At 58.4% G+C, this 22,752-nt stretch carries 26 protein-coding genes; 17 read left to right on the forward strand and 9 right to left on the reverse strand.

The features are described from left to right. Nucleotides 1-75: 75 nt before the first annotated feature. A complete protein-coding gene (locus tag ACZ3HH_RS13475; protein WP_465805249.1) occupies nucleotides 76-1,290 on the forward strand; it encodes a class I SAM-dependent methyltransferase in 1,215 nt (404 codons plus the stop codon). Here the strand turns inward: ACZ3HH_RS13475 and ACZ3HH_RS13480 are convergent. After that, nucleotides 1,281-2,204, reverse strand: coding sequence for a DMT family transporter (locus tag ACZ3HH_RS13480; protein ID WP_465805251.1), 924 nt, complete (start codon nucleotides 2,202-2,204; stop codon nucleotides 1,281-1,283). The two genes, ACZ3HH_RS13475 and ACZ3HH_RS13480, sit on opposite strands and share 10 nt — an antisense overlap. Nucleotides 2,205-2,507: 303 nt before the next feature. Between ACZ3HH_RS13480 and ACZ3HH_RS13485 the strand changes: the two genes are divergently transcribed. From ACZ3HH_RS13485 to ACZ3HH_RS13495, 3 genes are all read left to right on the forward strand, one after another. Continuing rightward, the gene (locus ACZ3HH_RS13485; RefSeq protein ID WP_465805253.1) at nucleotides 2,508-3,089 is read left to right on the forward strand and encodes a DJ-1/PfpI family protein; all 582 of its coding nucleotides are present in this window, start codon (nucleotides 2,508-2,510) and stop codon (nucleotides 3,087-3,089) included. Nucleotides 3,090-3,103: 14 nt separating this feature from the next. Then, entirely contained in the window at nucleotides 3,104-3,409 is a 306-nt protein-coding gene (locus ACZ3HH_RS13490) for a ribbon-helix-helix domain-containing protein (protein WP_007935755.1), read from the forward strand. A 200-nt stretch (nucleotides 3,410-3,609) separates the two neighbouring features. After that, a complete protein-coding gene (locus tag ACZ3HH_RS13495) occupies nucleotides 3,610-3,954 on the forward strand; it encodes a YegP family protein (protein WP_447788686.1) in 345 nt (114 codons plus the stop codon). Nucleotides 3,955-4,145: 191 nt separating this feature from the next. Here ACZ3HH_RS13495 and ACZ3HH_RS13500 read toward each other — a convergent pair whose 3' ends face one another. Beyond that, nucleotides 4,146-5,165, reverse strand: a complete 1,020-nt coding sequence (locus ACZ3HH_RS13500; protein WP_465805255.1) for a DUF4917 family protein — start codon at nucleotides 5,163-5,165, stop codon at nucleotides 4,146-4,148. Nucleotides 5,166-5,321: 156 nt separating this feature from the next. Between ACZ3HH_RS13500 and yiaY the strand changes: the two genes are divergently transcribed. Continuing rightward, entirely contained in the window at nucleotides 5,322-6,470 is a 1,149-nt protein-coding gene (yiaY, locus tag ACZ3HH_RS13505; RefSeq protein WP_465805256.1) for an L-threonine dehydrogenase, read from the forward strand. On the opposite strand, the gene ACZ3HH_RS13510 is transcribed toward yiaY, so the two are convergent. After that, nucleotides 6,467-7,633 (reverse strand): multidrug effflux MFS transporter, encoded by a 1,167-nt coding sequence (locus tag ACZ3HH_RS13510; RefSeq protein WP_465805257.1) that lies wholly within the window; start codon nucleotides 7,631-7,633, stop codon nucleotides 6,467-6,469. The genes yiaY and ACZ3HH_RS13510 overlap by 4 nt on opposite strands. A gap of 275 nt (nucleotides 7,634-7,908) precedes the next feature. On the opposite strand from ACZ3HH_RS13510, the gene ACZ3HH_RS13515 reads away from it, so the two are divergent. The 9 genes from ACZ3HH_RS13515 to ACZ3HH_RS13555 all read left to right on the forward strand — a co-directional run bounded on the left by ACZ3HH_RS13515 (nucleotide 7,909) and on the right by ACZ3HH_RS13555 (nucleotide 16,334). Then, nucleotides 7,909-8,817, forward strand: coding sequence for a LysR family transcriptional regulator (locus ACZ3HH_RS13515; protein WP_454185164.1), 909 nt, complete (start codon nucleotides 7,909-7,911; stop codon nucleotides 8,815-8,817). A 258-nt stretch (nucleotides 8,818-9,075) separates the two neighbouring features. Continuing rightward, entirely contained in the window at nucleotides 9,076-10,269 is a 1,194-nt protein-coding gene (locus tag ACZ3HH_RS13520) for a CaiB/BaiF CoA transferase family protein (RefSeq protein WP_465805260.1), read from the forward strand. After that, complete coding sequence (locus ACZ3HH_RS13525; protein ID WP_465805262.1) at nucleotides 10,266-11,192, forward strand: hydroxymethylglutaryl-CoA lyase; 927 nt, start codon at nucleotides 10,266-10,268, stop codon at nucleotides 11,190-11,192. The genes ACZ3HH_RS13520 and ACZ3HH_RS13525 overlap by 4 nt, the downstream gene beginning before the upstream one ends. Before the next feature lie 183 nt (nucleotides 11,193-11,375). Next, on the forward strand, nucleotides 11,376-12,707 hold the full coding sequence (locus ACZ3HH_RS13530) for an MFS transporter (RefSeq protein ID WP_465805264.1): 1,332 nt from the start codon (nucleotides 11,376-11,378) through the stop codon (nucleotides 12,705-12,707). A 211-nt stretch (nucleotides 12,708-12,918) separates the two neighbouring features. Beyond that, a complete protein-coding gene (gene fos / locus ACZ3HH_RS13535; RefSeq protein ID WP_465805266.1) occupies nucleotides 12,919-13,335 on the forward strand; it encodes a fosfomycin resistance glutathione transferase in 417 nt (138 codons plus the stop codon). 64 nt (nucleotides 13,336-13,399) lie between these two features. Next, entirely contained in the window at nucleotides 13,400-14,038 is a 639-nt protein-coding gene (locus ACZ3HH_RS13540) for a LysE family translocator (RefSeq protein WP_465805268.1), read from the forward strand. A 103-nt stretch (nucleotides 14,039-14,141) separates the two neighbouring features. Next, the gene (locus ACZ3HH_RS13545; protein ID WP_465805270.1) at nucleotides 14,142-15,491 is read left to right on the forward strand and encodes a sensor domain-containing protein; all 1,350 of its coding nucleotides are present in this window, start codon (nucleotides 14,142-14,144) and stop codon (nucleotides 15,489-15,491) included. Nucleotides 15,492-15,601: 110 nt separating this feature from the next. Continuing rightward, nucleotides 15,602-15,757, forward strand: a complete 156-nt coding sequence (locus ACZ3HH_RS13550; protein ID WP_008014777.1) for a KGG domain-containing protein — start codon at nucleotides 15,602-15,604, stop codon at nucleotides 15,755-15,757. A gap of 73 nt (nucleotides 15,758-15,830) precedes the next feature. Continuing rightward, nucleotides 15,831-16,334, forward strand: coding sequence for a DUF4142 domain-containing protein (locus ACZ3HH_RS13555; protein WP_123360469.1), 504 nt, complete (start codon nucleotides 15,831-15,833; stop codon nucleotides 16,332-16,334). Nucleotides 16,335-16,389: 55 nt separating this feature from the next. Here the strand turns inward: ACZ3HH_RS13555 and ACZ3HH_RS13560 are convergent, their stop codons facing one another. Then, nucleotides 16,390-16,788: a low affinity iron permease family protein gene (locus tag ACZ3HH_RS13560; RefSeq protein ID WP_465805273.1), complete on the reverse strand. Its 399-nt coding sequence runs from the start codon at nucleotides 16,786-16,788 to the stop codon at nucleotides 16,390-16,392. Between the two features lie 197 nt (nucleotides 16,789-16,985). On the opposite strand from ACZ3HH_RS13560, the gene ACZ3HH_RS13565 reads away from it, so the two are divergent. Further along, on the forward strand, nucleotides 16,986-17,132 hold the full coding sequence (locus ACZ3HH_RS13565; RefSeq protein ID WP_465805275.1) for a hypothetical protein: 147 nt from the start codon (nucleotides 16,986-16,988) through the stop codon (nucleotides 17,130-17,132). 192 nt (nucleotides 17,133-17,324) lie between these two features. On the opposite strand, the gene ACZ3HH_RS13570 is transcribed toward ACZ3HH_RS13565, so the two are convergent. Both ACZ3HH_RS13570 and ACZ3HH_RS13575 read right to left on the reverse strand, forming a co-directional pair. Then, nucleotides 17,325-17,864 (reverse strand): AidA/PixA family protein, encoded by a 540-nt coding sequence (locus tag ACZ3HH_RS13570; protein WP_465805362.1) that lies wholly within the window; start codon nucleotides 17,862-17,864, stop codon nucleotides 17,325-17,327. 126 nt (nucleotides 17,865-17,990) lie between these two features. Further along, complete coding sequence (locus tag ACZ3HH_RS13575; RefSeq protein WP_465805277.1) at nucleotides 17,991-18,494, reverse strand: inclusion body family protein; 504 nt, start codon at nucleotides 18,492-18,494, stop codon at nucleotides 17,991-17,993. Nucleotides 18,495-18,891: 397 nt separating this feature from the next. Here ACZ3HH_RS13575 and tam point away from each other — a divergent pair, with 397 nt between their 5' ends. Further along, nucleotides 18,892-19,662, forward strand: coding sequence for a trans-aconitate 2-methyltransferase (gene tam, locus ACZ3HH_RS13580; RefSeq protein ID WP_465805279.1), 771 nt, complete (start codon nucleotides 18,892-18,894; stop codon nucleotides 19,660-19,662). A gap of 49 nt (nucleotides 19,663-19,711) precedes the next feature. Here tam and ACZ3HH_RS13585 read toward each other — a convergent pair whose 3' ends face one another. The 3 genes from ACZ3HH_RS13585 to ACZ3HH_RS13595 form a co-directional block, all read right to left on the reverse strand. Next, complete coding sequence (locus ACZ3HH_RS13585; protein ID WP_008074516.1) at nucleotides 19,712-20,119, reverse strand: type II toxin-antitoxin system HicB family antitoxin; 408 nt, start codon at nucleotides 20,117-20,119, stop codon at nucleotides 19,712-19,714. A 36-nt stretch (nucleotides 20,120-20,155) separates the two neighbouring features. Then, nucleotides 20,156-20,335: a type II toxin-antitoxin system HicA family toxin gene (locus ACZ3HH_RS13590; protein ID WP_048394018.1), complete on the reverse strand. Its 180-nt coding sequence runs from the start codon at nucleotides 20,333-20,335 to the stop codon at nucleotides 20,156-20,158. A 255-nt stretch (nucleotides 20,336-20,590) separates the two neighbouring features. Further along, the gene (locus ACZ3HH_RS13595; protein ID WP_465805281.1) at nucleotides 20,591-20,926 is read right to left on the reverse strand and encodes a hypothetical protein; all 336 of its coding nucleotides are present in this window, start codon (nucleotides 20,924-20,926) and stop codon (nucleotides 20,591-20,593) included. Between the two features lie 312 nt (nucleotides 20,927-21,238). On the opposite strand from ACZ3HH_RS13595, the gene ACZ3HH_RS13600 reads away from it, so the two are divergent. Further along, nucleotides 21,239-22,705 (forward strand): c-type cytochrome, encoded by a 1,467-nt coding sequence (locus tag ACZ3HH_RS13600; protein WP_465805283.1) that lies wholly within the window; start codon nucleotides 21,239-21,241, stop codon nucleotides 22,703-22,705. Nucleotides 22,706-22,752 lie beyond the last annotated feature (47 nt).

The following is a 22,752-nucleotide window of genomic DNA, read 5'->3' on the forward strand; positions in this document are numbered from 1 at the left end:
CAGTGTTCCTGAACTCCATCCCCCCTAAAATACCCACCATTCCCCGATTCGCACCGCCCGAGGCCGTTTTTTCCCATGTCTGTCACCGCCACTCCCGCCAGCCTCGCGCCGGATCATCACGCCCAGTTCATCGACCTGCTGCAAACCAGCCTCGACCAGAACGCCTTCATCAAACTGGTGCTGGCCAAGTACGTCGGTGACGAAGCGGACTTGCAGCGGCTGATCATCAAGCAGCTGACGGTCAAGGATCAGCCGTGCCTGTCCTTCGTCTACCGCTACAAGACTCGCGACATCACCAAGAACCTGCCGCTTGCCGAAGGCGTGGCGACCATCGCCGCACTGTTGCCGGCCTCGTTCAAAAACGCGCATTTACTGTCATTGACCGACGAAGCTCAGCTCGAATACAGCAAAAAGGGCAAATCTTCGCTGTTCAAGAGCAAACCTCAGCAATTGCGCGAAGTACCGTCCGCCGAGCACAACCGCGAGAAGAACCGTTTCCTCGACCTGAGCCGGCCGTTCCTCAAAGACCTCGGCGTGACCAACACGCAGCATGAGCTGATCCCGGCGATGTCGCGCAAGTGGAAGCAGATCAACAAGTTCATCGAAGTCTTCAGCCATGCGCTGACCTCATCGCCGCTGGCGCTGGACAAACCCGTGCGGGTGGCGGATTTCGGCTCGGGCAAGGGCTACCTGACGTTCGCGATCCACGACTACCTGCGCAACACCCTGAAGGCCGAGGGCGAGGTGACCGGCGTCGAGCTGCGTGAAGACATGGTCAGCCTGTGCAACACCGCCGCTGCGAAGCTGGAACATCCGGGGCTGGTGTTCAAATGCGGTGACGTGCGCAGCGTCGCGCCGAGCGAGCTGGACGTGATGATCGCGTTGCATGCCTGCGACATCGCCACCGACTATGCAATTCACACCGGTATTCGTTCCGGCGCTTCGATCATCATGTGCTCGCCGTGCTGCCACAAACAGATCCGCCTGCAGATCCAGAGCCCGGCGCTGCTCAAGCCGATGTTGCAATACGGCCTGCACCTGGGCCAGCAGGCGGAAATGGTCACCGACAGTTTGCGTGCACTGTTTCTGGAGGCCTGTGGTTACGAGACCAAGGTCTTTGAGTTCATCTCACTGGACCACACCAACAAGAACAAGATGATCCTGGCGGTCAAGCGCGCCGAGCCGGTGGACCCGGCTCAGCTGTTGGTGAAGATTCAGGAACTGAAGGACTTCTACCACATCAGCGAACATTGCCTGGAAACCCTGTTGCGGGCTGACGGCTACCTCTGATCTTGTGGGAGCAAGTCGGATTGCCGCACCGCCGCTCCCACATTTGATTTGACTGCCGTCTTGCGCCCCAACATCACCGTCACGATCACCCCGGCCGCAAACAGCCAGGTCATCGGCTCGACGTGTTCACCAAAGAACAACGCCGAAAACGCGATCGTGAAGAAGATCTGCAGTAACTGGATCTGGCTGACCCGGGCAATGCCGCCCATGGCTAGCCCGGCGTACCAGGCAAAGAACCCGATGAACTGCGAAAACAGCGAGACGTAACCAAACGCCCACCAGGTTTTGGCCGAAATCTCGCCCTGATGTTGCAGCGCCAGATACACCACCGGCCCGATCAGCAGCGGCGTCGACAACACCAGCGCCCAGCAAATCACCTGCCAGCCGCCCATCTCCCTGGCCAGTCGGCCGCCTTCGGCATAACCCAACCCACCCACGGCAATCGCGCCGAGCATCAGCAAATCACCGGCCTGAATACTGCCGGCGCCGCTGATCAGCGCATAACCGAGCACCAACGCGCTGCCCAACGCCGCACAGGCCCAGAAGGCTTTTGACGGGCGCTCATGGGACAGCCACGCCGCATACAGTGCTACGCACAGTGGTTGTAAGCCGTTGACCAGTGCGCCGTGGGAGGCAGGCAACGTCTGCATGGCCCAGGCCGACAGCACCGGGAAGCCGAGGATGACCCCGGCGATCACCAGCGTCAGGCCCTTGACCTGCTTCCAGGTGGGCCACTTTTCACGGTGCCACAGCAATAAAAGCGCTGCCGGAATCGCCGCGAACAGCGCCCGGCCGAGGCCGTTTAGCAGCGGATGGAGTTCCTGCACGACGATCCGTGTGAAGGGCAGGGTCAGGCTGAAGATAACGACGCCGAGCAGGCCGAGGGCCATGCCGGTGTTTTCGCGCGAGGACATGATGGCAACCAGAATCGAAGGTGGCGGGAAGAGTCTTCATCTAGCCACAAACGCTGGGTATGCCGCTGTTACAGCTAGGCGCAAAGATAGGCGTACAGTTTGAGGACGCTTTCGCGGGCAAGCCCGCTCCCACAGGTCTTGTGCCGTTCTTACGGCCGATGCAAAACCTGTGGGAGCGTGGCTTGCCCGCGATGAACGATAACGCGGTCCATCAGGTAGTAACTGGTTATTACCCGACCCGCCGGATAAGGACTACCTTGAGTACTCCTGCATGCCCACGCATTTTCCAGAGGAGTCCTCCCCATGGCGGCTAAAAAAATTCTGATGCTGGTCGGCGATTACGTCGAAGACTACGAAGTAATGGTGCCGTTCCAGGCGCTGCTGATGGTCGGCCATACGGTACACGCCGTTTGCCCGGACAAAACCGCCGGCCAGACCGTGCGCACAGCGATCCATGACTTCGAAGGCGACCAGACCTACAGCGAAAAACCCGGTCACCTGTTCGCCCTGAACTACGATTTCGCCAAGGTAGACGCCGCGGACTACGACGCGCTGTTGGTGCCGGGCGGTCGTGCGCCGGAGTACCTGCGCCTGAACGAAAAAGTCCTGGAGCTGGTGCGAGCGTTCGACAAGGCCGGCAAACCGATCGCCGCCGTGTGTCACGGTGCACAACTGTTGGCCGCGGCAGGCATTCTTGAAGGTCGCGAGTGCAGCGCCTATCCAGCATGTGCTCCGGAAGTGCGCCTGGCGGGCGGCACGTTCATCGATATCCCGGTGACGGAAGGTCACGTTCAAGGCAATCTGGCCACTGCACCGGCCTGGCCGGCACACCCGAGCTGGCTGGCCGGTTTCCTCGGGTTGCTGGGCACCAAAATCACGCTGTAACGAGGGACGTTTCCATGTGCGAGCTCTACGTCAAGGCCGATCCGATTCTCTACGAGTCGCGCTCCCGCTCGCTGCGCATCTGCGGGGTGGTGACCACTCTGCGGCTGGAGAATCAGTTCTGGGACATCCTCAGCGAAATCGCCGAGGTCGACGGCATGACCACCAATCAGCTAATCGCCAAGCTGTATGAAGAGGTGATGGACTACCGTGGCGAAGTGGTGAATTTCGCCTCGTTCTTGCGGGTCAGTTGCATGCGCTATTTGAGCCAGCGTCGGGTGCAGGCACCTGAGTTGTCGGTGGTGCGGGCGGTGGTGAAATAGAGCGGTTTGTATCAATTTTGAGGACGCCTTCGCGGGCAGCCTCGCTCCCACAGGGTTTCGGTTGACCGCGAATTTTTGCGTCCGACCCAAAACCTGTAGGAGCGAGGCTTGCCCGCGAAGGGGCCGGTACAGGCGACAGAAATCCTGACTTGGTCTTTACTCTGAAGCGCGAAACCTCTCAATCGCCAAGGAGAAAAAGCATGTCTGGATGGTACGAAGTGAGCAAAACCAGCAACGGTCAGTTCAAGTTTGTATTGAAAGCGGCCAACGCCGAAACCATTCTGACCAGTGAGCTGTACACCACGCGCGGCGCGGCCGATAGCGGTATCGCCTCGGTTCAGGCCAACAGTCCGCTGGACGAACGCTATGAGAAAAAAACCACCAAGGACGGTCATCCTTACTTCAACCTCAAGGCTGCCAACCATCAGATCATCGGCAGCAGCGAATCCTACTCATCGGATGCCGCGAGGGATAAAGGCATCGCCAGCGTCAAGACCAACGGTCCGACCACGGTAATCAAGGACAAAACCTTGCCGGTGCTCTAAACACACCGGATACCTGGTGTGGGAGCGAGCCTGCTCGCGATGAGGCCATAACAGTCAACGTAAATGTTGAATGTCAGACCGCTATCGCGAGCAGGCTCGCTCCCACATTGGTTCGGTGGCGTTCACAAATCCCTGTGGGAGCGGCGGTGCGACGATTCGACTTGCCCGCGAAGGGGCCGGCCTCGGCGCGACTAAACTTCGACCGGTACGGTCAGTTTGGGGCTACCGAGCGCATGCGTCTTCGAATCAAAAAACCGCAGCTCCACTCCCGTCCCCTCGAACACCTTCGTGTAATGCCGTTTCTGATGCTGGATGAACGCTTTGCTGCGCGGGTAAATCGAGATCGCCGCTGTCTTCGGCTTCGCCTGGCGCAATGCATGAATGATATGACTGTCCTGCTCGCCAAGGGCATGCCCGAAGATGCACAGCCCATCGCCATGGCCCAGTAACTGGTCGTAGCAGAACGACAGGTAATCCGAGCTGCGAATGGTTTTTAGCTTGTCCTGGGTCGGACCTTCATTGACGAACAGCGGCACGTCGTCGAGGGTCTTGATCGTATTGTTGATGGCGAAGCTGCCCAGCAACGTGCCTTCGGTCGACATCAATTTACGCGCCGTACCGTCCTGATTACGCACCAGATGCAGGCCGCCGTGCAGATACAGCAGACGGGTTTTATCTGTTGCGGTGAGGCTCAGATCAAAACGCGGCTCGGTGCCCTGAAACAGATCGGTAATAACGTCAGGCCGGTGCTGGATCGCCCAGTGGTTGAGCAAGTCGTAATTGGTGGTGAACACCGTTCGATAGCTGCCCAGCTCCTGATTGATCGTCGCCAGCGTCGAGGGCACCACCAACCGCCAAGGGATATGCACCGCATGCACGGTGTTGATCAGCGCTTCCTTGATCGCGTAATAGCGATTGCGCGGCGCGGCAGAGCTGACGGCCAACGCCTTGTTGACCCGGCTGGTGGTTTTCAGCGCCCCAAGCACCTGTTCGAAACTGCGCGTCTGCATCGCGTCGAACACGCTCAGTTCGGATTGGCTCAGAGGCTTCTCTTCAACGGTGCGGGCGTTTTCGAACAGCGAGTCATAGCCGAAGTCGTCCCATACCGCACGACTGGCACCGTTACCCACCAGCAGGCCGCCGAAAGAGGCGGTGGTGCGCAAGGCGTTCCAGTCTTCAAGTTGGGCATCGACATCCTGGAAGTCGGTCATTGCGTTCGTTGTCTCAAAGCAAAAGGTCTGATGGACGGCGACTTTATCACGCCCCGGCCTTGAGCCAGATCAAGTTACCGCACGACTAATGGGTCGATCCTGTGCGCACCCGCCGGATCGGTGCTGTTGATTCGGCTTCAGCCAGGAGACTCGCGCATGAGCAGTACGTTTTTCATACCCGCTGTGAACATCATGGGCACTGGTTGCCTCGACGAAGCCATGGACGCTATTCGCAAGTACGGGTTTCGCAAGGCGCTGATCGTCACCGACGCCGGACTGGCCAAGGCTGGCGTGGCGAAGATGATTGCCGAGAAACTGGCGATCCAGGACATCGACTCGGTGATCTTCGACGGCGCGAAGCCGAATCCGAGCATCGCCAATGTCGAACTTGGCCTGGGCCTGCTCAAGGAAAGTTGCTGTGATTTCGTGGTGTCTCTGGGCGGCGGTTCGCCTCACGACTGCGCCAAGGGCATCGCCTTGTGCGCCACAAACGGTGGGACGATTCGTGACTACGAAGGTGTCGATCAGTCGACCAAGCCGCAACTGCCGCTGATCGCGATAAACACCACCGCCGGCACTGCCAGCGAGATGACCCGTTTTTGCATCATCACCGACGAATCCCGTCACGTGAAAATGGCCATCGTCGATCGCAACGTCACGCCGCTGCTGTCAGTCAACGATCCGGCGCTGATGGTCGCCATGCCCAAGAGCCTGACTGCCGCCACCGGCATGGACGCACTGACCCACGCCATCGAAGCCTACGTTTCCACGGCAGCCAACCCGATTACCGATGCCTGTGCGCTGAAAGCCATCACCTTGATCAGCAATAACCTGCGCCTGGCCGTACGCGACGGCAGTGACATGATCGCGCGGGAAAACATGGCTTACGCGCAATTCATGGCGGGTATGGCGTTCAACAACGCGTCCCTTGGCTACGTTCACGCGATGGCCCATCAATTAGGTGGGTTCTACGACTTGCCCCATGGTGTGTGCAATGCGGTGCTGCTGCCTCATGTGCAAAGTTTCAACGCGCTGGTCTGCGCCGACCGCCTGACCGATGTTGCCCGCGCGATGGGCGCAGACGTTCGCGGGTTCAGCCCGGAAGAGGGCGCTCAAGCAGCGATCGGGGCCATTCGCAACCTGGCCAAGGACGTGGAAATCCCCGCCGGTTTACGCGAGCTCGGTGCCCGGCTCAACGACATCCCGGTGCTTGCCGGCAATGCCATGAAAGACGCCTGTGGATTGACCAATCCACGGAAGGCGGATCAGCGGCAGATCGAGGAGATTTTCCGCAGCGCGTTCTAAGTGATTCGACGGCCGGGCGCGAACATTACGCAAAGCAACGCGCCCACGGCCAGCAAGGTGCATAACAGCGACAATGGCCATGCCTGCTGGCTCGCTATCAGGCTGGCGATACCGCCGATAATGGCGGCCATCAGTTGGTGAATGAAACCGCTCAACGCCATCGCATAAGCACCGCCGACCGGCGAACCTTCGTTGGCCAGGGACAGGCTGATCGGGTAATTCAGCGACTGGCCAAACACCGCAAAACAATAGGGCAACCAGAACAGCAGCGCTATCGACGTACCGGCGATGCTACCCAGCAACATGACTGCGCTGCCGGCCAGTACCAGCCCAACGCCTACCGTCATCAGTTGGCGCTGACCGGTACGCAGCACAAAGCGATTGACCGCCACAGCCCCGAGAAAATAGGCCGCGCTGATTGGCCAACCCAACAATCCGTATTCCACTGCCGACCAGTTGAAGGGACCTTGCAGAATCAACGGCGCCGCGGTGTTGAATGCGACGATCACCCCGTATCCCAGGCCGCCGACAAGGGCCGGCAACAGGAAGGCCCGATGACCCAGAATGTGCCAATAGCTCGTCCAGGCCGATGACAGTGTGTTCTCTGCTGCGAGCACCGGGAACGTGACCCGCGCCACCACCACCGCCATCAACAGGCTCACGCCACCCAACAAGTAGAAGATCATCGGCCAACCCAGCGCCACCTGGATAATCGACCCCAGGTATTGGCCGATACCCAGCGCTACCACAAAGGAAATCGATATCCAGGACAACGCCTTGGCCAGCAGGTCGCCGCGAAAACTGTCACGGATCAGCACCCGGGCCATGACCGAAATTCCGCTGGCGCCTACACCCTGAATCAGTCGAAAAAACAGGAACGACTCCAGCGTCTGGCCCAGCGGCAGGGCCAGGTTGCCCACCCCGTAGATACCGAGTGCCGCGAGCAGCACCGGTTTGCGGCCAATGCGCTGACCGAGGCTGCCCCAGAACAGCATCGGCAGCGCCATGCCGATCAGATACACCGCCAGCCCCCATGAAACCTGCGAGGCATCGGCGGTTAAATCCCGGGCAATTTCCGGCAGCGCCGACAAGTAAATGCTCATGCCCAATTGAGCGAGAAAAACCGTGCAGCAGGTGATGAGGAGGGTGGTGCTGCTCTTCATTTGATCTTCCCTGAGTTTCAGCTGCTGATGTCCCGGCCGTGAGTGCGTAAAAGCTCGCTGATGAGTTCGCAGAAATGGCGTATCAGCGTCGTCTTCATGTCGACGCGTGAGGTTGCCAAAGAGGCGGATATTAACGTAAAGCTTTTCCTTCAACGCGACGAATTCCAGAGTGCGGTGAACTGCCCTGAAGTGCTGTCGGGCAATTGGATGGCGGGGACGAAACGAAACCGGGCTATCCTGCCGACTCAGTTGAACCGAAATCATCGAGCCCTCCCATGCTGCAAAAAAGCCTGATCCGCCGCCTCGACCTGATCACTCTCCAACTGTTCGTGGCCGTCCACGAAGAGGGCACCTTGACTCGTGCCGCCGCTCGCGAAGCGATCGCGGTGTCGGCGGCCAGCAAGCGCTTGATGGAGTTGGAGGAGGCGCTGGGCATCAGCCTGTTCGTGCGCCAAGCCAAGGGCATGACCCTGACGCCGGCCGGTGAAACCCTGCTGCACCACGCCCGGCAGATGCTGTTCAACGTCGAGAAGATGGGCCTCGAACTGGGCGAGCATAGCCACGGTGTACGCGGTTATGTGCGGATGCTCGCCAATCTGTCGGCGATCATTCAGTTCCTGCCTGAAGACTTGAGAGACTTTTCCGAGCGCCATCCGCAGGTCAAGACCGACCTCGAAGAACGCCCCAGCAGTGGGGTGATTCAGGGCGTGCTCGATGGCGTGGCGGACCTCGGGATTTGCTCCAGCGACAGTGACGTCAAAGGTCTGCACAGTGTTCTTTACCGCCGGGACAAACTGATGGTGTTGATGCCGGCCGATCATCCGCTGGCGAGTCGTTCGACCCTGGCTTTTGCCGACACACTGGACAGCGATTACGTCGGTTTGCACGCCGCCAGTTCCATCAACATGCGCACCCACGCGGCCGCGCGCAAGGCTGGCAAGGTGCTGAGATTGCGGATTCATGTGCCAGGGTTCGACGCCATGTGCCGGATGGTCCAGGCCAACATGGGCATCGGCATCCTGCCGCAAAAGGCTTACGAACTGTTTGGCCGGGCGTTGGGTTTGCACGCGGTGCCGCTGACGGATGACTGGTCGGATCGTGCGTTGATTCTGGTGGTGCGCGATGAAGCGAGGCTGTCGCCGGTGAGCCGGATGTTGTTTGAGCAGTTGCGCGGTCAGGCCTGAATGTTCTCGATTGGATGGGCGGGCCTCATCGCGGGCAAGCCCGCTCCCACAGTTGATTTGAGGTGAACCCAATATTTCATCCGGCACACATCCCTGTGGGAGCGGGCTTGCCCGCGAAGGCTGACTTGAGGTCGCGGCAATCCCTAGCCAGCCATGCATTCGCGTTTCGCGAACGGTCGTTGCCAACTGAAGGTTGGATTTCTTGCCCCTCGGTCCTCTAGCCTTGGCTCATATTCCAAGAACAAGAGGTACCCCGCGATGACTGCCCCCTTGAGTGCAATCAAAGTGATCGAGATCGGCACACTGATCGCCGCGCCATTCGCGGCGCGCATGCTCGCCGAGTTCGGCGCCGAAGTGATCAAGATCGAAGCCATGGGCCAGGGCGATCCCTTGCGCAAATGGCGCAAGCTGCACGAAGGCACTTCGCTGTGGTGGTACCTGCAATCGCGAAACAAGAAGTCCCTGGCGCTGAATCTGAAATCCCCCGAAGGCATCGAGCTGGTCAAGCAACTGGCGACCGACGCCGATGTGTTGATCGAAAACCTGCGCCCTGGTGCCCTGGAAAAACTCGGCCTGGGCTGGGACGTGTTGCATGCCCTCAATCCCAACCTGACGCTGGTGCGTATTTCCGGTTATGGCCAGACCGGCCCGTACCGTGATCGTCCGGGTTTCGGTGCGATCGGCGAGGCCATGGGCGGGATTCGCTACACCACCGGCACCCCCGGTTCACCGCCCGCCCGAGTGGGTGTGAGTCTCGGCGATTCGCTGGCTTCGCTGCATGCGGTGATCGGCGCCTTGATGTCGCTTCTGCGAGTCAAGACCGGGCAGGGCGGCGGGCAAGTGGTGGATGTGTCTTTGGCCGAAAGCGTGTTCAACGTGATGGAAAGTCTGGTGCCGGAATACGACATGCTGGGCCATGTTCGTGAGCGCAGCGGCGGGGCGTTGCCGGGCATCGCGCCGTCCAATACCTACCTGACGGCCGACGGCGCCTACGTAGTGATCGCCGGCAACAGTGACCCGATCTATAAGCGCCTGATGGCGGTGATCGGTCGGGTCGATCTGGCCGAAGCACCGGAGTTTGCGCATAACGATGGCCGCGCCGCCAAAAGTAATGTGCTCGACGCCGCCATCACTCATTGGACCAGCAGCCTGCCCATCGATGATGTGTTGACTGCACTGGAAGCTGCCGAAGTCCCGGCCGGTCGCATCTACTCGGTAGCCGACATTGTTGCCGATCCGCATTACCAGGCACGGGGCATGCTGCTCAGCGCCGAACTGCCCGGCGGCGCCACGGTGAAGATGCCGGGCATCGTGCCGAAAATGTCCGAGACCCCCGGCGGCGTCAACTGGTCGGGACCGAGTCTGGGTCAGCACACCGACGGCATCCTTGCGGGGTTGGGCCTGACTGAGCAGGACATCGAACGGCTGAAAGCTGAAGGGGTGGTGCAATGATCACTGATTATTCAGAGACCCTGATCGTTCAGGAAGTCTCCCCTCGTGATGGCTTGCAGATCGAGCCGACCTGGGTCGAAACCATCGACAAGATTGCGCTGATCGACCAGTTGTCGCTGGCGGGGTTCAGTCGCATCGAAGCAGGCTCGTTCGTTTCGCCCAAGGCCATTCCCGCGCTACGTGATGGCGAGCAAGTGTTCAAGGGCATCGCCCGACGGCCAGGTGTGATCTATGTCGCATTGATCCCCAACCTCAAAGGCGCACAACGAGCGCTGGATTCGGGGGCTGATGAGCTGAACCTGGTGATGTCTGCCAGCCAGACCCACAACCTGGCGAACATGCGGATGCGCTGCGAGGCGTCATTGGCGGCGTTTGGCGAGATCGTCGAATTCGTTCGCGGCACGCAGGTGCGGCTCAACGGCAGCATTGCCACGACATTCGGTTGCCCGTTCGAAGGCAGGATTGATGAGGACCGAGTGCTGCAAATCGTCGACGCCTATCTGGAACTCGGGATCCAGGGCATTACCTTGGCCGACACCACCGGCATGGCTAATCCGCGTCAGGTCGATCAGCTGGTGCGCAGAGTCTTGCAGCGGGTTTCGCCGGCGGATCTGACCCTGCATTTTCACAACACTCGCGGCCTCGGTTTGTGCAATGTCCTGGCCGCTTACGAGGCCGGAGCCCGCCGTTTCGATGCGGCCCTCGGCGGCCTTGGCGGCTGCCCGTTTGCGCCGGGTGCTTCGGGCAATATCTGCACTGAAGATCTGGTCAACCTGTGCGATGAAATCGGTATTCACACCGGCATCGATCTGCCGTTGTTGCTGAAGTTGTCCCGAGGGTTACCCGCGTTGTTGGGCCACGAAGTGCCCGGGCAACTCGCCAAGGCCGGACGCAATGGCGACCTGCACCCGACACCTTCCTGATCCCTGAAATCCCTGTGGGAGCGAGCCTGCTCGCGATGACTGAGTCCCATCCAGAATAGATGTCGACTGAGGCACCGCTATCGCGAGCAGGCTCGCTCCCACAGAAAAGCGTCCACAAGACCATCTCAACCAGACAACAAAAACAATCGGGACTCCCTCGTGAAGTCCATCTGGAGAAACACTATGAGCCTCAATGTACTGGAGGCGGGCGCGAGCCCGTCCGTTAGCCACGACGCCGAAAAAGCCCTGGTCCGCAAAGTCGCCTGGCGACTGATGCCGTTGATCATGGTTTGCTATCTGTTCGCGTTTTTCGACCGCATCAACATCAGCTTCGCCAAGTTCCAGTTGCAGACCGACCTGAGCCTGAGCGACACCGCTTACGGCCTCGGTGCCGGGCTGTTTGTGGTCGGTTACGTGATCTTCGAAGTGCCGAGCAACATGATGCTCTACAAGGTCGGTGCGCGGCGCTGGATCGCCCGGATCATGATGTCCTGGGGTGTCGCCACGGCGGCCATGGTCTTCGTCAACAGCGAATGGCAGTTCTATGCCCTGCGCTTCGTGATCGGTGCGATGGAAGCGGGTTTCGCCCCCGGCGTGCTGTATTACCTGACGCTGTGGTTCCCGCAGCACTATCGCGGGCGCATCACCTCAATGCTGTTCCTTGCGTCGGCGTTTGCCGGGCTGGTTGGCGCACCGTTCTCCGGGCTGGTGCTGCAACACCTTGATGGCTTCCTTGATATGCGCGGCTGGCATTGGCTGTTTCTGCTCGGTGGCGTTCCTTGCATCGGCCTCGGTTTTTTGGTGCTGACCTTGCTCAAGGACCGCATCGAAGACGCCCATTGGCTGACGTCGTCGGAAAAGACACTGCTCGCCAGCCGTATTGCTCACCACGAACCCCACAAGAGCGGCGGGTCCTTGCTGGCTGCACTGCGAATTCCAGGTTTCCTGATGCTGGGGCTGATCTACTTTCTGATTCAGGTGGCGTCCTACGGCTTGAACTTCTGGGCACCGCAACTGATCCGCAGTGCCGGTACCGAGAGTCCGGTGATGATCGGCTTGTTGACCGCCATTCCCTACATCTGCGGCGCCATCAGCATGGTGGTGATCGGGCGGTTGTCCGATGCCACCGGCGAGCGGCGCAAGTTTGTCGCAGGTCTGGTGGCGGTCGGCGCGGTGGGGTTCTTCAGCGCAGGGATCTTCGCTAACCATACGACTTTCCTGATTGTCGCCCTGGGCTTGCTCGGTGCCGGGATCATCGCCTCCATCCCCAGCTTCTGGACCCTGCCGCCAAAACTGCTGGCCGGTGCCGGCGCAGGTGCCGCCGGCGGGATCGCGGTGATCAACACCCTTGGCCAGTTCGGTGGGATCGTCAGCCCGGTCATGGTCGGGCGGATCAAGGACCTGACCGGCAGTACTACCCCGGCCCTGTACGTCATCGGCGTCGCCGCGCTGATCGCCGCTGCGTTGTTGCTGTGGGGGTTGCCGCAGAAGTTGCGTACGCTCGACAAGTTCTGAAATCTGCGGTGCTGGAGCGGACGCTATCGCGAGCAGGCTCGCTCCCACATTGAATACGTCGGGCACAGGATTTGTGTCCGACGCCAACCCCTTGTGGGAGCGAGCCTGCTCGCGATGACTGACTCACAGCCAACAAACCCCAGCGGCTATACGCTCAAGGACGTTTAAGTTGTACGCTCCGGTCGGAACCAGCCTCAAGGTTACTTAACCCATGCTAACCGGCCTCAACCACCTGACCCTCGCCGTCACCGACCTGAACCGCAGCGTGGCGTTCTATCAAGATCTGCTGCAACTTCAGCTTGAAGCCACGTGGGACACCGGTGCCTATCTCTCATTACCCGGTCTGTGGCTGTGCCTTTCTCTCGATCCGCTACGCGAATCTACGGCCACCGCTGACTACACCCATTACGCCTTCAGTATCGATTCAGCGGACTTCCCGTTGTTCGTCGAACGCCTGCGATCCGCCAACGTGCGGGAGTGGCGGGATAACCGCAGCGAAGGCGCGTCGTTCTATTTTCTCGACCCGGACGGGCACAAGCTTGAGGCGCATGTCGGGGATCTGGCGTCGCGGCTGGCGGCGTGTCGGCAACGGCCGTATGCGGGGATGAAGTTCTTCGACGATCGTTAAGTCGATGCTCGGGGTCCTGAGATAGACTTGCGTCCATTCATCCGGCGTTTCAACAGGAATTCCCATGACTCCATCGCTGCTAATGGCCGTTCTCGCCTCGGGCTTCATTTATGGCATCACGCCGGGACCGGGTGTGCTGGCGGTGTTCGGCATCGGCGCGGCGCGTGGGCGGCGGGCCGGAGCGGGGTTTTTGTGCGGGCATTTGCTGGGCGACGTGGTCTGGTGCAGCACGGCGCTGATCGCGATTGTCGGTGCGCGGGAAATCGGTAGCACCGCGTTCGATGTGCTGGGCGTATTCAGTGGGCTGTACCTGTTCTGGCTGGGCCTGCGGGCGGTTCGGGCTCGCCGCGGCAGTGCTGAAGCTCCTCAAGGCACGGCACGGCAGCCGTTCTGGCACGGCATCCTGTTCGGTTTGACCAACCCCAAGGCATACCCGGTGGCGGTGGCGACCTTTACTGCGCTGCTGTCCAGCCGGGCAGAGTTGCTGCATTGGTCAATGTTGCCATGGTTGATCATCTTGAGCTTCGTTGGTGGCCTTTTGGCCTACGCTATTCTCATTGGCATCGTCGGAGCGCGTCAGGTGCGCACGTTGTATCAGCGTCATGAACTGGCGATCACCCGGTTGTGCGGGGTAATGTTCATCGGTTTTGCCATCAATGCCCTGGTGCATGCGCTGCCGGGGCTGGTGACGAACAAGGCTTGAGGCTGATCGCAGGGAAGCGTCAGCGGCACAGTCATCGCTCGGGCGTATGACCGGTCAGGGAGGGTTGTTCAATGTTGTATTGTCCGGACACGCTCTCGGCATCATGGAAACCAGAAATTCCGCCCCACTGGCGAGTTACATCGACCTCTTGCTGGACGCCGTCTGTGCGGTGGACAAACAAGGTCGCTTCGTATTTGTCAGCGCGGCCTGCGAGCGCATTTTCGGTTACACCCCCGACGAGCTGATCGGCCAGCCGATGATCGACCTGGTGCATCCCGCCGACCGACAGCGCACCCTCGACGCCGCTCGGGAGATCATGGGGGGCGAGCCCAAGCTCAACTTTGAAAATCGTTACCTGCGCAAGGACGGCCGGGTGGTGCATATTCTCTGGTCGGCGCGCTGGTCGGAGGTCGATCAGCTGCGCATTGCCGTGGCGCGCGACATCACCGAGCGCAAACAGGCCGAGTCCCGGCAAGCGGCGCTGTACGCAATCTCCGAAGCAGCCCACGCGGCGGAAGATCTGCTGGCGCTGTTCAAGCGCATCCATTCGATCATCGGCGAATGGCTCCCGGCGTTGAATTTCTCTGTGGCGCTGTATGACGAGCACTGCGCGCAGCTGAATTTTCCCTATCACGTTGACGACTGTGAACCGCAACCCGAGGAGCCCGGGACGGTGACCGGGCGTCTTTGCAGTGAAGTGATTCGCAGTGGCTTGCCGATTCTGCTGACCCCGGATCAGGACAATCCGCCGGCGGGATTTGCGGCGCTGGTCGCGGGCCAGGATTCGCCCTGCTGGCTGGGCGTGCCATTGAGTTCGCAGAACGGCACCATTGGCGCGCTGATCGTTAAAAGCGTACCGGGCGGCGAGCGTTACACCGAGCAAGACAAGGAACTGCTGCAGTATGTTTGCGCCCAGGTCGCGACCGCTATCGAGCGCAAGCAATTGCACGCCCGGCTCCAGCGCATGGCCCAGTACGACCAACTGACTCAGTTGCCCAATCGCGAATTACTGCGCGAACGCCTCAAGGCCTCGCTGGCGCTGGCCCGAGTAGATTCCGGTCGAATGGCGTTGCTCTACGTCGACCTCGACCGCTTCAAGCAAGTCAACGACACCCTGGGGCATGCGGTCGGCGACATGCTATTGCAAGCGGTCGCCAATCGGCTCAAGGGCTGCGTGCGCGAAACCGACACCGTAGCGCGTATCGGCGGTGATGAATTTGTCGTGTTGTTGCACAGCCTCCACGCCGCGGAAGACGCCGAGAAAGTGGCGGGAAAAATCCGCCAGGTACTGGTTCAGCCCCTGCGCCTGGACGGGCATAACCTGAATATTCAACCGAGCATCGGCGTTGCGCGCTACCCCGAACATGGGACTGAAGAAAACCAGTTGTTCAGGCATGCCGATGAGGCGATGTACAGCGCCAAGCGCGAACAGCACCTGCGCTTCGAGGCCTGAAAGTCCGTTCGTCGCAGCGTTGCCAGTTTTTCTAAACCTTTTTGACGATGGAAATTCTTATTCTATGCGGGCGGCTGCTCGCTGCTCTCATCATCAAGAGGATGAAAACCATGCCTACTTCAAAAAATCCGAGTCCGGGTAGTGCCCATGATCGAACCAAGGCGTCTGAAGCCGGTCGCAAAGGTGGGAAAACCACCACGACGACCGTCGATAAAGACTCCGCGAAAGGCGGCATGGGCCGCAAAGGTGGTCAGAAATCCCGGTAATCGTGAAGGTGGTTTTATTAAAAGACGGGGGCGAAAGCCCCCGTTGGAATTTTCAAAGAAGGAGGGCGCGACCATGAGCCGGATGGCCACCCGTTTACGCAATGCCAGTTTTGTCACGTTACTGGGTCTGTTTGCCAACAGTGCCTTTGCCCAGTCAGCCGCTGAATTCATCAACGAGGCGTCGGCCAAAGGCATGGCCGACATCGAAGCCAGTCGCCTGGCGCACCAGAAAACCGAGTCCAAAGAGGTCAAGGATTACACCATCGTGGTGATCAACGACCTCACCACCGCCAACCAGCATCTGGCGAAAATTGCCAAGCAACTCGATTTACCGGTCGCGCCACGCGAAGAGGTAATGGACAAGGCCAAAGCCTTGATTCCGGAGGTGAAGGACGATGCGTCCTTCGATCAGGCGTATGCCGCCAGTCAGGTGAAAACCACCCAAGAGACCATCGAGCAGCTTCAACAACAAGCGCAGACCACGGACGTGCCGCAAATCAAAGCGTTCGCCGAAGAAACCCTGCCCAAACTGCAAAACCATCTGCAAATGGCCAGAGCGCTGCAAGCCAGTCGCTAGCACTCATGGCGCGGGTGACGTCGCCGGTCACCCGCGGGGCATGGATCAACATTCATCAATCCTGTTTCTTTGTTTCCGGGACAACAGTGCCGTCCAGGGGAATCGTCTCGCCCTCGCCGAGGTGGCGATATTTCTTTCTCAATTCTTCCAACTGTTTGAGATCCAGCGATTCGAGCCCCAGCATCGCGTTCTGCGCTTCTTTCGTGACTCGCAATAACTCATCGATCTTCAAGTGCAAAATGTCCGTGTCGCGGTTCTGGGTGTTCTGGATCAGGAACACCATCAGGAAGGTAATGATGGTGGTCGAGGTGTTGATGATCAGCTGCCAGGTATCGTTGAAATGGAAAATCGGCCCGCTCAAACCCCACAGGATAATCAGAATGATCGCCCCCAGAAATGTCCGGGGCAGGCCGGCCCACAGGGAGAGTTTCTGTGCAATTTTTGCGAATTTCATTGCCGTGGTCCTTATAGGGATGCGCCTGATTTTCAGACAGCACGGGCATGACGAAAATTCTGCTGAATATTGCCTGCGGGATGGAAATCCGGTGTGCTGAACCCTCTGTCAGTGCTCGTCGTTCGGGGCCGAGAAAGTCGCAACCATTTCCACCGACATGGGTTCACTCCTTCAAGCCCCTGAAACTGGAGAACAGCATGAACCTCGCTCGCATGTTTTACCTTTGTTGCTGCCTGATGGCGTTGCAGGGCTGTTTCGATAATTCGGATAACGAGACCAAAGACAACACTGATGGCACCAAATCTTCGGTGCAGATGCAGGAGAAGGGGGCGGATGATAAATAGCGGTGAGTCGTTGCTACCGTTGTGTACACCAAGAAACCAATACCAATCAGTCAAGCGCAAATCCTGTGGGAGCGGGCTTGCTCGCGAATGCGGTATGTCAGAGGACATCAATATTGACTATGCCGCCGTCTTCGCGAGCAAGCCCGCTCCCACAGGTTCCGCGCCTGAACTGGTATTGGTTTTTTTTTGCATTCACGCCGATAGCATCACCTCAGTCTTCCAGCTGAAGTACCCCACCGCTTCACAGCGCTGGTTGATCAGCATGAAGTTCAGTTCGCAGGCGGTCACGCCCGTGCTCAGTTGCGAACACTCCCAATAATGATCATCGGCGCTGTGGCTGCCAGGCTGGGTCGGGTTGGCGGGGTCGGGTGCGGGGACGGTCTGGTCGCTGTGAACGATCAGTTTGGGCGGTGAAAGGATCCCGGTATCGTGAACCGTCATGTTGTGGAATACCACGGTGTGTTCGGCCAGCAAACTGACGGTCCTGCCGCGAATATGAAAGACTTTTCCGTTATTGGTGGTCAGGATGATTTTGCTGTCATTTATAATATTTTGTGCTGCCGTCGTAGCACTGATGGCGAAGATGAAACCATCTTCAATCACCGTCGGTTTTTGCGGGTCAAGGCTGGGTTGCGGATAGCGGGAAAGCAGCGATTCGGCATCGACGATCAACAGCACGCTATTGGCGGTCACGGCGCCCGCCGAAGGGGAGGTAATCGGTTCGGAAGTCATCATGGATTCCTTTCATGATGTTGACGCAAAACGGTAGCCGCTTCGGTTTCAAGCAAGACATCCTGTTCCACCCGAGGCGGCAACGAACTGGGGTGACCCCTCGTTGCCAAGGGGCCGATTCCATCATCAGTTATGGATGGAGATGAATGGGTCCCACGAGCAGCAGCCGATAATCTGGCAGTTGCGGTCGACGATCAGGAAGTTGAAGTGATAGGTCACACGACCACACGCCAGGGTTTCCGAGGACCAGTAATGGTTGTCGACTTTCTGGCAGCTAGGCACTGACGGATTGCTGGTATTGGGTACCGCAACACACGCGGTAGCGCGGCGCGGCGAAGGTGGGGAAATCAGCTCGTTGCCTGCGTTGCCGATGAATTTGTAGAAAATCACCGCGGTTTCGAAGCTCTGGGACAGGCTGGTTTCACGCCAGCGAATCAGATCGCCAACCTGAGCCTTGAGGTCCAGCTCGCCACCGGCCTGGCCGCCGACCACGTTATCCTGATTGGTGACCATGTAGACGTGCTTCCAGTCGATCAGCGTCGGCGTAGCAGGGTTTTTGCTGATGTTCGGGTAGTTTTTCAGAATGGTTTCGGTGTCGATCGAAACAAGTACATCCGTGACTCGAGACATAGTAAAGCTCCTTTGAACATAGTGATTACCTGGCTACCTGCCAGGCACGACAACGCTTGTTTGCCTTGCGGCCGTTGCGAACACACTACTGGGGAACCCACTCGATCACGGGGTACGAGCTGGCCTTGCTCCTTGCCTTGAAATGACGGGTTGGGTTCCTTCCAACAGGCCGCGAGTAGGACTATAGATGCCATTTTCATACTGTCAAAATCGCTTCGTCTGTCGGTCGACGAACGGTCATTTTCGGTTATGACTTTCATTGATTTGGCGATAAGAAAAACTCATTCAGATCCCAATGCCTCCAAAAGTCGGGGTAGGGAAGAGCACACCGGTCGAGGTATCGTAGCGAACCGGTTGTCTGCCTCTGGCTACAACCCTGCACCGACAGGAGAGCGATATGAGTTGGTCCGCCAAACAATACGTAACGTTTGAAGATGAGCGCACGCGCCCGGCGCGTGACTTGCTGGCCGCCATCCCCACAGCGGACGCCCAATCGGCAATCGACATCGGCTGCGGCCCCGGTAATTCCACCGAGTTGCTGGTGCAGCGCTTTCCCAATGCCGCGGTGCGAGGGGTGGACAGTTCACCCGATATGATCGAGGCCGCTCGCAAGCGCTTGCCTCAGGTGCAATTCGACACCGCGGACATTGATGTCTGGAACGAGACCGGCCCGTTCGATGTGATTTTCGCCAACGCGGTATTGCAGTGGCTGCCCGATCACGCCCGGTTGCTGCCGTCATTGGTGGCCAGGCTTGCCCCCGGTGGTAGCTTGGCGATTCAGATGCCCGACAACCTCAACGAACCGTCACACAGGTTGATGCGCGAGGTCGCAGCGAACGGCCCTTGGGCTGACAAACTGGCGGGGGTCGCTGGGCTGCGAACGGAAATGGAGGATGCGGGGGGTTACTACTCGATGCTGCGTGCCCATTGCACCCGGGTCGATGTATGGCGCACCACTTACTACCATCCACTCGCGGACGGCGCATCGGGCGTGGTCGAGTGGTTCAAGGGTAGCGGTTTGCGGCCTTTTCTTGAGCCGCTGAATGAAGCGGAGCGGGTGCAGTATCTCAAGCAGTATCAGGTGGCGATCGAGCAGGCCTATCCGGCACTGAGCGATGGTTCGGTGCTGTTGCCGTTTCCGCGGTTGTTCATGGTGGCGACGCGCTGACGTACAAAGGGACACGCTTGTCCCTTTGATTTACCCGAACTTCAGGCAATCAGCCCTGCTGCAAAACCTTGAGCGCCGCCGAGGCGAGAAACCCGGAGCGACTTTTCTCTTCCGGATGATGCAATACGTATTCATCGATGCGGTTGAGCAGGTAGCCGGGCAGGGTGATGTTGAGTTTCTGGGCCTTGCCCAGGTATTTGGTGACATCGATGTCCACCACGGCCCACGTACACCCTGCGTACTGTGGATTGGCCGCATGCAAGGTCACTTTGTTGGCGGGCGGAATCGGTGATCCGTCTTCGGCCAAAATTTCGAAATGGCCTTCGATGGCTTCGCGCGCCATGGCCATGGCGTCATCCAGATCCTCTCCAGCGGAGAAACAACCCGGAATATCCGGTACTTCAACACCCCAGGCGTGTTCGTCGTCGCCCATGGAAATTGCAATTGGGTAAAGCATGTTCGTCATCCTCCGAAGGCGCTGTCCATTGGCTCGTCAGAGCAGCGCCTGTTGCAAAATACTGATGGCCGTTTTTTTGAGCAGATCCTTTTTCGGATGAGGAACCGTTACCAGTCCCGGCTTGGTCGGATGCTTGAAATGGTGATGGCTCCCCTTGATTCGTACCAGATACCAGCCATCTGCAACGATTTGGCTTATCAAAAACCGGCTATTCACATCACCTCCCTGTGGTGTGTTTGTGGTTACTATACCTACTGAAATTCACTAATCAACACTATAACCACCAATGTGTCCTGAGCACTGATGTGCTAGCGGCATGAAAGGAGTCCAGGAGGACATGTTGCAAAGGTTTGGGGAGGGGCTGTTTTCTGTATTGCAGGTTTTTGCCGCGACGCTGAAGAGCGAGGGGACTCAGATTTCAGGCATAAAAAAACCGGTCACATCGAACCGGTTTTTTGTGTTTCGTAGCCTCTAAAGCAGCTGGTCAATCAAAACCGCGTTGGTATAGACCAAGCTTCCATCGCTCGCTCGATGCCCGACCAAATGGAACTGACCGCGATCGTGCTGCAAGTAGACGCGCATTTGGCAGTCGGACAAGGGGTCGTATCCCTCAGGCAAGATCAATTCCATTGAGCTCATGTCGACATCGACCATGGCTTCACGATCATGGGTCTTCTGCAGGCGTTCTTCAGCTTGCTCCAGACGCAGATGGAGGGGGCCGTCGACGTAAAAATGGATCTCACCGATCGGGATGGATTTCTGGTCGGGACTGGGCTTGCACCAGCCTTCGATCGTCAAGGTACTCATGACGAAACCTCCGTCGTTGACTGCTGGACTCGGTGGCTCTTGTCTCTTCTCAATGCCATCACTTATCTGACTACTACGCATAGGCAGGGTTCGTCTTTTGGGCCGCTTCTGGCCGATCTCTGCCGTCCGTAATCTGAAATTGAGTATAGCTGGCAACCGGGCCTCGCTTGCCAACCTCACGGTACAGCCCGATGGTTCTATACTTCTCACTGACTTTGCCGCCGGGATGGGTGGTACTTGTCTGCCCTGCTTGGACGTCAGTGGCGATGCTTTGGCATAACCAATGAGCAACAGGAATAGGATGAAGAGAACATGGCAATAGCAATTATCTTGATACTAATCGTTATTGCATCAGTACTCTTCCATATACTAGCGCCCTGGCATGCGACACCGGCAGCTTCCAACTGGGGGTCAATAGACACCACCCTGTTCATCACCTTGATCATTAGCGGAATATTTTTCATCGCCATCACGGTATTTATGGCGGTAGCGGTGATGCGTTATCGTCACAAGGAGGGTTCCAGGGCGCACTATCAGCCAGAAAGTAAAAAACTGGAAACATGGTTGATTATCGTGACCTCGATAGGGATTGCCGCGATGTTGGCGCCAGGTCTGGTGGTTTACAGTGATTTCATCCGGGTGCCGAAAAATGCTTATGAACTTGAAGTGGTCGCCCAGCAGTGGCAGTGGGCCTTTCGTTTTCCCGGCCAGGACGGGAAGCTGGGTAAATCGGATATCAAGTTTGTTGATGCCACCAATCCCCTCGGCCTTGATCCCAGGGATCCTGTGGGCCAGGACGATGTACTTATAAAAAACAATGAAGTTCGCCTTCCGCTCGATCAACCGGTGAAAGTTTTACTGCGCTCTAAAGATGTACTGCACAATTTCTATATCCCGCAAATTCGCAGCAAGATGGACATGGTGCCGGGGATGGTGTCGTACTTTTGGTTTACACCGACTAAAACCGGGAAGTATGAAATCCTTTGCGCTGAATATTGTGGCGTAGGTCATTACAACATGCGCGGCCAGATGATCGTGGAAGAGCGGGGCGCCTTCGATCAATGGCTGAACAGCCAACCGACTTTTGCGCAGACATTAACGACAGCAGCCAAACCCAGTCAGGACAGCGTGGTGGAAAAAGGTCGCTTGCTGGTCGAGAAATACGGCTGCGGTGCCTGCCATAGCCAGGATGGCAGTACCAGTCTCGGCCCGGGATGGAAGGGGCTGTACGGCCGCACTGAACAGTTTGCCGATGGCACCAGTGCGCTGGTCGATGAGGCTTACCTGAAAGAGTCGATCCTCGATCCTAAGGCCCGACTGGTACAGGGCTACCCGCCGGTCATGGTGGCCTATACTCTCACTGACGATGAACTGGGTGCTGTCGTCGCCCTGATCAAATCACTGGGTGCCGCGCAGCAAGAACCTTCTGCCAGCGAAAAGTTGGACAGAGGTGACGACCTGGCGACGCAGGGGCAGCGATTGGCCGAGTCGCTCGGCTGTCTGGCCTGCCACAGTGTCGATGGTAGCAAGAGTGTCGGCCCCAGCTGGCAGGGGCTGTATGGCAAGACAGAAACCCTTGCCGACGGTACGAGTATCAAGGTCGACGAGGGCTATATAAAGGATTCGGTTCTTAATCCCGGCGCCAAAATCGTCAAAGGCTATGCACCCGTCATGCCGGCCTTGGCTCCGACTGATCAGGAGTTGAACGCACTGATCGCTTTTATCAAATCCAAAGCGAATGCCGACGCTGATGCAAGCAAGGCGGAGCCAGGGAAGTAGCCGTAAAGCAGCCAGGAATGCACCGAAACTTCTAACAGGAGGATGAC

The sequence above is a fragment of the Pseudomonas sp. PME37.24/025 genome, from assembly GCF_055556615.1.

What these genes read in the sequence shown, in the direction of transcription:
- ACZ3HH_RS13555 (WP_123360469.1), top strand. Translation starts at nt 15,831, where the DNA reads ATGAGCCGGATGGCCACCCGTTTACGCAATGCCAGTTTTGTCACGTTA.
- ACZ3HH_RS13585 (WP_008074516.1), bottom strand. Translation starts at nt 20,119, where the DNA reads ATGCTTTACCCAATTGCAATTTCCATGGGCGACGACGAACACGCCTGG.
- ACZ3HH_RS13530 (WP_465805264.1), top strand. Translation starts at nt 11,376, where the DNA reads ATGAGCCTCAATGTACTGGAGGCGGGCGCGAGCCCGTCCGTTAGCCAC.
- ACZ3HH_RS13540 (WP_465805268.1), top strand. Translation starts at nt 13,400, where the DNA reads ATGACTCCATCGCTGCTAATGGCCGTTCTCGCCTCGGGCTTCATTTAT.
- ACZ3HH_RS13525 (WP_465805262.1), top strand. Translation starts at nt 10,266, where the DNA reads ATGATCACTGATTATTCAGAGACCCTGATCGTTCAGGAAGTCTCCCCT.
- ACZ3HH_RS13560 (WP_465805273.1), bottom strand. Translation starts at nt 16,788, where the DNA reads ATGAAATTCGCAAAAATTGCACAGAAACTCTCCCTGTGGGCCGGCCTG.
- tam (WP_465805279.1), top strand. Translation starts at nt 18,892, where the DNA reads ATGAGTTGGTCCGCCAAACAATACGTAACGTTTGAAGATGAGCGCACG.
- ACZ3HH_RS13575 (WP_465805277.1), bottom strand. Translation starts at nt 18,494, where the DNA reads ATGTCTCGAGTCACGGATGTACTTGTTTCGATCGACACCGAAACCATT.
- yiaY (WP_465805256.1), top strand. Translation starts at nt 5,322, where the DNA reads ATGAGCAGTACGTTTTTCATACCCGCTGTGAACATCATGGGCACTGGT.
- ACZ3HH_RS13545 (WP_465805270.1), top strand. Translation starts at nt 14,142, where the DNA reads ATGGAAACCAGAAATTCCGCCCCACTGGCGAGTTACATCGACCTCTTG.
- ACZ3HH_RS13495 (WP_447788686.1), top strand. Translation starts at nt 3,610, where the DNA reads ATGTCTGGATGGTACGAAGTGAGCAAAACCAGCAACGGTCAGTTCAAG.
- ACZ3HH_RS13500 (WP_465805255.1), bottom strand. Translation starts at nt 5,165, where the DNA reads ATGACCGACTTCCAGGATGTCGATGCCCAACTTGAAGACTGGAACGCC.
- ACZ3HH_RS13480 (WP_465805251.1), bottom strand. Translation starts at nt 2,204, where the DNA reads ATGTCCTCGCGCGAAAACACCGGCATGGCCCTCGGCCTGCTCGGCGTC.
- ACZ3HH_RS13485 (WP_465805253.1), top strand. Translation starts at nt 2,508, where the DNA reads ATGGCGGCTAAAAAAATTCTGATGCTGGTCGGCGATTACGTCGAAGAC.
- ACZ3HH_RS13595 (WP_465805281.1), bottom strand. Translation starts at nt 20,926, where the DNA reads ATGAGTACCTTGACGATCGAAGGCTGGTGCAAGCCCAGTCCCGACCAG.
- ACZ3HH_RS13520 (WP_465805260.1), top strand. Translation starts at nt 9,076, where the DNA reads ATGACTGCCCCCTTGAGTGCAATCAAAGTGATCGAGATCGGCACACTG.
- ACZ3HH_RS13490 (WP_007935755.1), top strand. Translation starts at nt 3,104, where the DNA reads ATGTGCGAGCTCTACGTCAAGGCCGATCCGATTCTCTACGAGTCGCGC.
- ACZ3HH_RS13565 (WP_465805275.1), top strand. Translation starts at nt 16,986, where the DNA reads ATGAACCTCGCTCGCATGTTTTACCTTTGTTGCTGCCTGATGGCGTTG.
- fos (WP_465805266.1), top strand. Translation starts at nt 12,919, where the DNA reads ATGCTAACCGGCCTCAACCACCTGACCCTCGCCGTCACCGACCTGAAC.
- ACZ3HH_RS13570 (WP_465805362.1), bottom strand. Translation starts at nt 17,864, where the DNA reads ATGACTTCCGAACCGATTACCTCCCCTTCGGCGGGCGCCGTGACCGCC.
- ACZ3HH_RS13515 (WP_454185164.1), top strand. Translation starts at nt 7,909, where the DNA reads ATGCTGCAAAAAAGCCTGATCCGCCGCCTCGACCTGATCACTCTCCAA.
- ACZ3HH_RS13475 (WP_465805249.1), top strand. Translation starts at nt 76, where the DNA reads ATGTCTGTCACCGCCACTCCCGCCAGCCTCGCGCCGGATCATCACGCC.
- ACZ3HH_RS13550 (WP_008014777.1), top strand. Translation starts at nt 15,602, where the DNA reads ATGCCTACTTCAAAAAATCCGAGTCCGGGTAGTGCCCATGATCGAACC.
- ACZ3HH_RS13510 (WP_465805257.1), bottom strand. Translation starts at nt 7,633, where the DNA reads ATGAAGAGCAGCACCACCCTCCTCATCACCTGCTGCACGGTTTTTCTC.
- ACZ3HH_RS13600 (WP_465805283.1), top strand. Translation starts at nt 21,239, where the DNA reads ATGGCAATAGCAATTATCTTGATACTAATCGTTATTGCATCAGTACTC.